Raw genomic sequence first — 8,023 nt, 5'->3', positions numbered from 1 at the left:
TCGACTTGCATGTATTAGGCACGCCGCCAGCGTTCGTCCTGAGCCAGGATCAAACTCTCCAAGAAAGTTGATGTAGCTCGAATTTTACGTTGGCTTCACTTCATTAAATGAAGTGAATAATTATTGTTTGTTGACGTTTTTGTTTGTTTAGTTTTCAAAGAACAATCTACAACACTAATATAAAATTTCTATTTATTTTAGCTTGTATTTTTCACCGCCGCTCAAAAGCGACTTCTTTAATTTATCACATCCACTTTCGTATTGTCAACAACTTTTCAAAATTTATTTTTTCGTTGTTTGACTCTCTCGAAGAGGACGAGATTAAATATACCACGATAACAAAATGATTGCAATATAATTTTAAAAGTTTTTTAAAGATGCCATATCTAATTAATCAGTCATGAACCGTTTCCATTTGTTAAAGAAATTATTTTCAAAATAATTCTTTTATTAATTACATTTAATAAAAGAGTGACTTACAATCCTTTTCTTTTTAGTCATTTATAATTTAACAAAATAATTCCCTTCCCTCATTCATACGATATAATAATTAATAACTTTTAGGTTTTCATTTTTATATTCGATTTAAAATTGGACGTGAATTCACATGAATACTATTAATACAGAAATACTGATAAAACTTGGGATCTCAGCTGTACTCGGACTCATCATTGGTCTTGAGCGGGAGTTGAAAAGAAAACCTGTAGGTTTAAAGACAAGTCTCGTTATGTCTATTGTGAGTTGTCTTCTGACGATTGTTTCCATTCAATCAGCTTATATGTTCCCTAATTCAGACCACGTGAAGATTACGATGGACCCTCTCCGACTTGCTGCACAGATTGTCTCTGGAATTGGTTTCCTTGGTGCTGGGGTAATTTTAAGGAGAGGGAATGACAGTATTTCCGGCCTGACCACAGCCGCAATGATTTGGGGTGCTGCCGGTATCGGGATTGCTGTCGGAGCTGGATTTTATTGGGAAGCATTTGCTGGAGTATTACTTCTTATTATAAGCGTAGAATTTATTCCATTCCTCATGAAATTGATTGGTCCAAAGCAATTAAGGGAAAAAGAAATCAGTCTTCAATTATTTATGAGGGATAAAGAACAAATTGAAAAAGTTATATCATTTATAATGGAAAAACATTATATTATTCGTAGACTTCGAATAAAAGATTTAGATAATGGCGATCATTCAGTACAAATATTGGTGGCTGTTGATTATCGCGAAAAAACAACGGATGTATACTACTCCATTTCCCAATTCGAAGGGGTTAAAAAGGTAGAAGTTGAAAGTATTAGTTAAGAGCCAATTTCTTGGCTCTTTTTTCATTATTTCCTATTGCAAGAATTCGTCAAAGCGTATATAATTTTTCTTGTACATGATATTCGGGGGATTAGCTCAGCTGGGAGAGCGCTTGCATGGCATGCAAGAGGTCAGGGGTTCGAGCCCCCTATTCTCCATAAAAAGAAAACCTTTGCTAAAGCAAGGGTTTTCTTTTTATGCAATTAAATTGGTTTATTTTCCCTCTCTTTGAAATTTTATCTTGCAAGATTTAGTAGATAAAAACTATAATTAGATTTAGATTAGAATCTTCTAAATTTTTAAAAATATAATACAAGGAGGGGGAGCTGAAATTATCCGGATTTCCAATTAGACTTTTCTTCATTTCTTACCCTTAAGTCAGCATTGTCTACTAGTTTTTGTTTTCCTCATATAAAAAAAATCAAGGTTTTAATTTGATAGGGGGAGCTTCAATTGGAGGCTAAAAAAGCGAAACACAATATTGAGAGCGATTACAGCAAAATTGTTCAATCTTCTTCATTTCAAACATTACTCTCCGAGAAGAAAAAGTTTATCATCCCAGTAACGATCTTCTTTTTTTGTTTTTATTTTGCTTTACCAATCCTAACATCCTACTCCACAGTACTTAATCATAAATTTATTGGCAGTATTACATGGGCATGGGTATTTGCTTTCCTTCAATTTGTTATGACATGGGGTTTATGCATCCTTTACTCTAAAAAGGCAGCTAAATTTGATGACATGGCAAATCAAGTAATCCGAGAAGGGAGCAATAGCTGATGAATAAAACTGCCTTTATTATGTTCCTTGCCATTGTTTTCGTCACACTTATCGTTACCTATTTAGCCTCTAAGCGGACGAAAAACGCAAGTGAATTTTACACTGCCGGAGGGGGCTTGACAGGCTGGCAAAATGGTCTAGCCATTGCTGGTGATTATATGTCAGCTGCATCCTTCCTTGGAATTGCAGGGGCTGTAGCGTTAACCGGATTTGATGGGTTCTTCTATAGTATTGGTTTCCTCGTAGCCTATCTTGTTGTTCTTTACTTAGTTGCAGAGCCATTACGGAACCTTGGTAAGTATACATTTGCGGATATGATTGCCGCACGTTTTGATACAAAAAAAATCCGAGGCTTTGCTGCAATGAACACTGTTACGATCTCTATTTTTTATATGATTGCCCAACTCGTTGGAGCAGGTGCACTTATAAAATTATTATTGGGCTTGGATTATACGACATCTGTATTAATTGTTGGTGTGTTAATGACCGTGTACGTTATTTTTGGCGGAATGCATGCAACAAGCTGGGTGCAAATCATTAAAGCGATTCTATTAATGGGAGGCACTTTCGTCATCACGATTATTGTTCTAGCTAAATTTCATTTCAGCATTACCGATATGTTTGCCCAAATGAAAACCGCAACTCCTTTAAAAGAAGCCTTCTTAAATCCAGGGGTAAAATATAAAATTGGCTTGGATACGATCTCGCTAAATTTGTGTCTCGTTTTAGGGACTGCAGGTCTTCCCCATATCCTGGTCCGTTTCTTTACAGTAAAAGACGCAAAAACAGCCCGTTCCTCCGTTGTTTATGCAACATGGGTGATTGGAATCTTCTATGTTATGACGATTTTCCTTGGCTTTGGTGCAGCTGCATTCGTTGGCAATGAAGCCATTGTAACAGCAAATCCAGCCGGGAATATGGCTGCACCACTATTGGCCAAGGCGATTGGCGGCAACATGCTATTTGCGTTCATTTCTGCTGTTGCCTTTGCAACCATCCTTGCTGTTGTGGCGGGTCTTGTTTTAACTGCAGCTTCTGCATTTGCTCATGATTTCTATAATGAAATCCTTCGTAAAGGAAAGGCATCTGAAAAGCATCAAGTGGCGATGGCACGTTATGCAGCAATAGGAGTATCCATTATTTCCATTATTCTTGCATTAGGGGCTCAAACTTTAAACGTCGCCTTCTTAGTATCACTTGCTTTCGCGGTAGCAGCCAGTGCAAACCTGCCTGTAATCCTCTACACTATTTACTGGAAACGTTTTAACACCTCTGGTGCAGTATGGGCAATGGCTATTGGACTTATTTCGGCAATCGGGTTAGTTTTAATTAGTCCAAGTGTAATGAGTCCTGAGGCAGGAAAGGCCATTTTTGTCGGAAACCCTATCTTCCCATATACGACACCGGGAATTGTATCCATCCCACTTGGATTTCTTGCGGGTTACCTAGGAACCATTTTCTCGAGCCAAAAGGCGGATGTGAAGAAGTATGAGGAAGTGCTAGTTAAATCTAATACAGGAATTGGGATGAGGCAATAAATATATGAAAGGGACTGAATACTTCAGTCCCTTTGCTTAATTCTATCCTTTACTTCTTTTCTTCGTGTAAAACGGAGGATTCTTTTTGCTGTTTTTCCGTTTTTCTTTTATCGAAAATGACTTAGAATTCATCGGTTTTTCCGTTTGTTGTTTTCCCTTCCGTTCACTTGTTTTGGTAGATTTCATCTCCCCGTCTGAATGATTGGTTCGATCTTTCTTTTCCCCACTCTCCAGCACTTGTTTTTGAATCCGAATATTCAATTCCTTTTCAATCATATCAAGTGTCGGCCGGTCAGCTGAGGAATAAAACGTGATGGCTAAGCCCTTCATTCCCGCTCTACCCGTTCTTCCAATGCGGTGGACATAGCTTTCTGCATCCTGGGGAATATCATAGTTAAATACATGGGTTACTCCCTCAACATCCAACCCCCTCGCAGCCACATCCGTCGCGATTAACAATTGGGTTTCTGCGTCCCGAAATCTCTTCATGACTTGCTCTCTTTTGGATTGCGACAAATCCCCATGCAATTCATCACAGGAAAACCCGTGCGATTTAAGAACATCATAGAGTTTGCTGACTCTTCGTTTTGTTCTGCAAAAAATAACCGCTAGAAATGGACGGTGGGTTTCCACTAATTGAATGAGGGTCGCTTGTTTCGCTCGGTCAATGGTATGGATGGCAATTTGTTTTACATTGGCAGCAGGTCCTTGCCTTCTTTCTACCTGAATATATTCCGGTTCTCTCATATGTTTATTCGCTAATTTTCGAACCTCGTCTGGAATTGTCGCTGAAAAAAGCATCGTCTGCCTATTCTTTGGAGTTTCTTTAATGATATCCTCTACTTCGCCCAGAAACCCAATGTGAAGCATTTGGTCCGCTTCATCTAAAACAAGGAAGTTTACTTTAGATAAATCAAGCGTTCCCCTTCGAATATGATCTAAAAGCCTTCCGGGGGTTCCGACAACAATCTGGACATTTTTCTTTAGCTTTTTTAACTGTTTATCAACATCCTGACCCCCATAAACCGCTAAAACATTAACTTCCTCTCGATCTTGAATCAACTTTTTAATTTCTTCGGTAATTTGTAACGCTAACTCTCTTGTTGGAGTTACGATTAAGGCTTGAACATGAAGAGCATTCGCGTCTATTTTTTCAAGAATCGGCAAGATAAATGCAAATGTCTTACCTGTTCCAGTCTGGGCTTGTGCAATCACATCTTTCCCCTTCATCACAAATGGAATAGCCTTAGACTGAATGGGTGTGGGTGTGGCGATACCGAAGCTTCGTAAATTTTCCGTTAATTCTTTTGAAATACCTAGTTCTATAAATTCAGGCAATGAAATCCCTACTTTCAATTCAAATAACTATCTATTCATAATGAGTGTTTATTATAAATAAAGCAATTAAACTTTTTATTCCAAATTATTTTGAGTTTGATGAATAGGAATTCGTGGTAAAGAAAAAACCTGGCGAAATTTTCTTCGTAAAAAAATAAAAAAACGGTAAAAACTATATTCATTCAAAATTAATGAGGTGGAGATACAATGAAAGAAAAATGTTTTTATTGTACAACCGATATTGAAAAAAATCAGCATTACAATGTAACCTTTGTGGTTTCCAATGTTGAACGGGATGAAACACTTTGTAATGAATGCTACCAAGAATGGCTACATGGATTAAAAGATTGATGGTTCAGCAGCAATCGCTGCTGAATTCACTTTATCTAAGCCTCTCCTCCCAATTTTCCCCAGAATCGTTTCTCCAGTTTTTACTCGTTTTCTTTGTGATTTGATTATGATATTCTTTAATCAAAATATAAACATGTTACCACAGTAAAAAGGTTTATGTAATTGGAGTGTTGTTTCATTGTCGATAAAAAAGAAACTTCCATTAATTTTTTGTTTAATCGTTTTTTTCATCTTAGTCGCGAATAACGCCCTTCATTATATTCGTTCAAAAAATCAATTGCTTGATTATAATGAAAAGGAAATCGCCATGATCACAAAAGAAGTTTCTGTTCAGGTAGAAAATACAAAACAGGGCTCCGAATATGTAGAAGACATCCTTGCAAGAGAGCTGCGAATTGCCTCAATCGCGATAAGAAAAGCACTTCCCCCGCGATACCAAGATGTAACAAATGAACAGCTAAAATCACTTTCAAAGGAATTAAGAGTTTCCCACATTACACTTTTAGCAAAAACTAAAGATGATGTTATCGGTGTTAGATCCTCGGATCCAAAAGAAATTAATATGGGGACAAAAGGCTGGGGCTATTGGTATGATGCCTACCTACAGCTTTTTGCATTAAAACCTGTAACTGTAAAAAAAGGCTTAGCCTTGCCCTACTATTGGTCCGGTCCAATGGAGAAAGCCTCCTCTAGTCCCGATCATATTGATAAATGGGGTTATTACTATGATGGCACAACCAATTATATCATCGACCCTTATTTCCGGGACAATACCGTTCTTGGTTACGAGGATCGATTTGGACCAGTGAAAGTGATTAAGAACTTTACCCAGGAACCCGGAGTTCTGGAAATGTCAGTTTTGAATCCAAAAAGCTTCGGAAAAAAAGAGGAAGTTGTCCATTTAAACGGTAATTATTATACCCGGATTTCCGCAGAGCCTGTATGGTACGGTTCCTATAAAAAATATCCAAATTTTGAAGTGGACTCCAAATTAGTAAAAAAAGCAATACAAACCAATAAAGTCCAGTCCTATAAAGACACTCTAAAAGACAAATACATTATGAAAACATTCGTACCAGTGAATACGAAAAATGATCAACCCTATGTGATATGCCTTGTCTATAATTATGGCCTTATCCAAAATGAGTTGTTGCACGAGTTAAAGGTTCACATTCTGCTTTCCATCGTGATTATGATTCTTGTATTAATTATCAGTTTTATTTTTTCCCGCTCTATTACAAAACCAATCGGTTATATTGTCGAGCAAGTAAATGAAATTGCCCAAGGCAACTACGGGAAAAAATTACACTTAAATCGCAAAGATGAGCTTGGACTGCTGACAGAAAATGTGAATGCATTATCTACCCATTTACTTCATTATGTAGATGATTTAAATCAGAGTAAAAAATTAATCGAATATCAAGCCTATCATGACCCGCTTACAGGTTTGACCAATCGAAGATACTTTCAAGAAAAGCTAAAACCTGTTATTGAACAAGCAAATGACAAAGGCGAAACAGTTTCGGTTTTATTTATTGATTTGGATCGTTTCAAACATGTTAATGACTCCTTTGGACATAACAAAGGGGATGAATTACTGAAAATCGTAGCAAATCGAATCCAAAAATGCCTGCCGGAGGATAATGACATCATTACAAGACAAGGCGGCGATGAATTTATCATTTTGATGAATAATCTGGATGTGAATGCTACAAAAGCAGTTGCAGAAAAAATTATTAATACCTTAAAAAAACCATACTCAATTGCTGGAATTGAATTATACCTAAGTGCCAGCTGCGGAATCAGTATGTACCCAGAGCATACCAATAATATGGATACATTAATCATCTATGCAGATATGGCAATGTACTCTGCAAAAAATATGGGCGGCAATCGAGTCGTTATCTTTAATGAGCGAATCAACAAATTAAGCCAAGAACGTCCTAAATTGGAATCACATCTGCGAAAGGCCATCGAAGACGAAAAAATCGAGGTCTACTATCAACCAAAAATAAATGTCGACACCAAAACCGTTTACGGGGCAGAAGCATTATTAAGATGGACTGATGAAGAATTGGGCTTTGTTTCACCGGAGATTTTTATTCCGATTGCTGAAGATACTGGGTTAATCCTACCCTTATGGGAATTCGTCATGAAGAAAGCATGTCACCAAGTAAGTGAATGGAATTCAAGGTACCATCAACCATTAAATATTTCTGTCAATTTCTCAGCAAGGCAATTTCAAGAGCCTTGTAATATGGTTAAACAGGTAAAGGAGATCTTGGAGGAAAGCAAATTAGATCCAAAGAATTTCGAAGTTGAAATTACCGAAAGTATCCTCCTGAATAATTCAAAGGAAATTGTCCAATCGCTTCAAACGCTCCAAAGTATGGGGATTTCCATTTCCATTGATGATTTTGGTACAGGATACTCTTCTTTAAGTTATTTAAAAAATCTGCCAATCAACACGTTAAAAATTGATAAATCTTTTGTCCAAAATATTAGTGAGAATCTTGCTAATACCGAAATACCTGAAGCGATTATTAATCTGGCACGCAGTCTCCACCTGGATGTTATTGCAGAGGGTGTGGAAACTGAATACCAAAAGGAGTTCTTACAATCAAAAAATTGCATACAGATGCAGGGATATTTGTTTAGTAAACCTTTAAGTACAGAAGCTTTTGAGACCTATTTATTTAAATAGAAAAAGGGC

6 protein-coding genes, 1 tRNA gene and 1 rRNA gene are annotated in these 8,023 nt (G+C 37.1%); 6 read left to right on the top strand and 2 right to left on the bottom strand.

All coding sequences use genetic code 11. The annotated features are described in order from the left end of the window. Positions 1–65: ribosomal RNA gene (locus J2Y67_RS25595) — 16S ribosomal RNA — on the bottom strand; the annotation flags it as partial. 542 nt (positions 66–607) lie between these two features. Between J2Y67_RS25595 and J2Y67_RS25590 the strand changes: the two genes are divergently transcribed. The 4 genes from J2Y67_RS25590 to J2Y67_RS25575 all read left to right on the top strand — a co-directional run bounded on the left by J2Y67_RS25590 (position 608) and on the right by J2Y67_RS25575 (position 3,621). Beyond that, positions 608–1,303 (top strand): MgtC/SapB family protein, encoded by a 696-nt coding sequence (locus J2Y67_RS25590; RefSeq protein ID WP_310178666.1) that lies wholly within the window; start codon positions 608–610, stop codon positions 1,301–1,303. Between the two features lie 85 nt (positions 1,304–1,388). Continuing rightward, positions 1,389–1,461, top strand: a tRNA-Ala gene (locus J2Y67_RS25585). A 295-nt stretch (positions 1,462–1,756) separates the two neighbouring features. Further along, a complete protein-coding gene (locus tag J2Y67_RS25580) occupies positions 1,757–2,083 on the top strand; it encodes a DUF485 domain-containing protein (protein WP_310178664.1) in 327 nt (108 codons plus the stop codon). Continuing rightward, positions 2,083–3,621 carry a solute symporter family protein gene (locus J2Y67_RS25575; RefSeq protein WP_310178663.1) on the top strand — a complete coding sequence of 513 codons (1,539 nt, stop codon included), beginning with the start codon at positions 2,083–2,085 and terminating at the stop codon, positions 3,619–3,621. Before J2Y67_RS25580 ends, J2Y67_RS25575 begins: the two co-directional genes overlap by 1 nt. 42 nt (positions 3,622–3,663) lie before the next feature. Here J2Y67_RS25575 and J2Y67_RS25570 read toward each other — a convergent pair whose 3' ends face one another. After that, the gene (locus tag J2Y67_RS25570; protein ID WP_310178662.1) at positions 3,664–4,959 is read right to left on the bottom strand and encodes a DEAD/DEAH box helicase; all 1,296 of its coding nucleotides are present in this window, start codon (positions 4,957–4,959) and stop codon (positions 3,664–3,666) included. A 207-nt stretch (positions 4,960–5,166) separates the two neighbouring features. Between J2Y67_RS25570 and J2Y67_RS25565 the strand changes: the two genes are divergently transcribed. After that, positions 5,167–5,310, top strand: a complete 144-nt coding sequence (locus J2Y67_RS25565) for a hypothetical protein (RefSeq protein ID WP_310178661.1) — start codon at positions 5,167–5,169, stop codon at positions 5,308–5,310. Positions 5,311–5,488: 178 nt separating this feature from the next. Continuing rightward, the gene (locus J2Y67_RS25560; protein WP_310178659.1) at positions 5,489–8,014 is read left to right on the top strand and encodes a bifunctional diguanylate cyclase/phosphodiesterase; all 2,526 of its coding nucleotides are present in this window, start codon (positions 5,489–5,491) and stop codon (positions 8,012–8,014) included. Positions 8,015–8,023 lie beyond the last annotated feature (9 nt).

This window comes from Neobacillus niacini (assembly GCF_031456445.1).
Classification (GTDB): Bacteria; Bacillota; Bacilli; order Bacillales; family Cytobacillaceae; genus Neobacillus; species Neobacillus niacini_I.
This window is presented reverse-complemented; position numbering and strand designations above follow the sequence as displayed.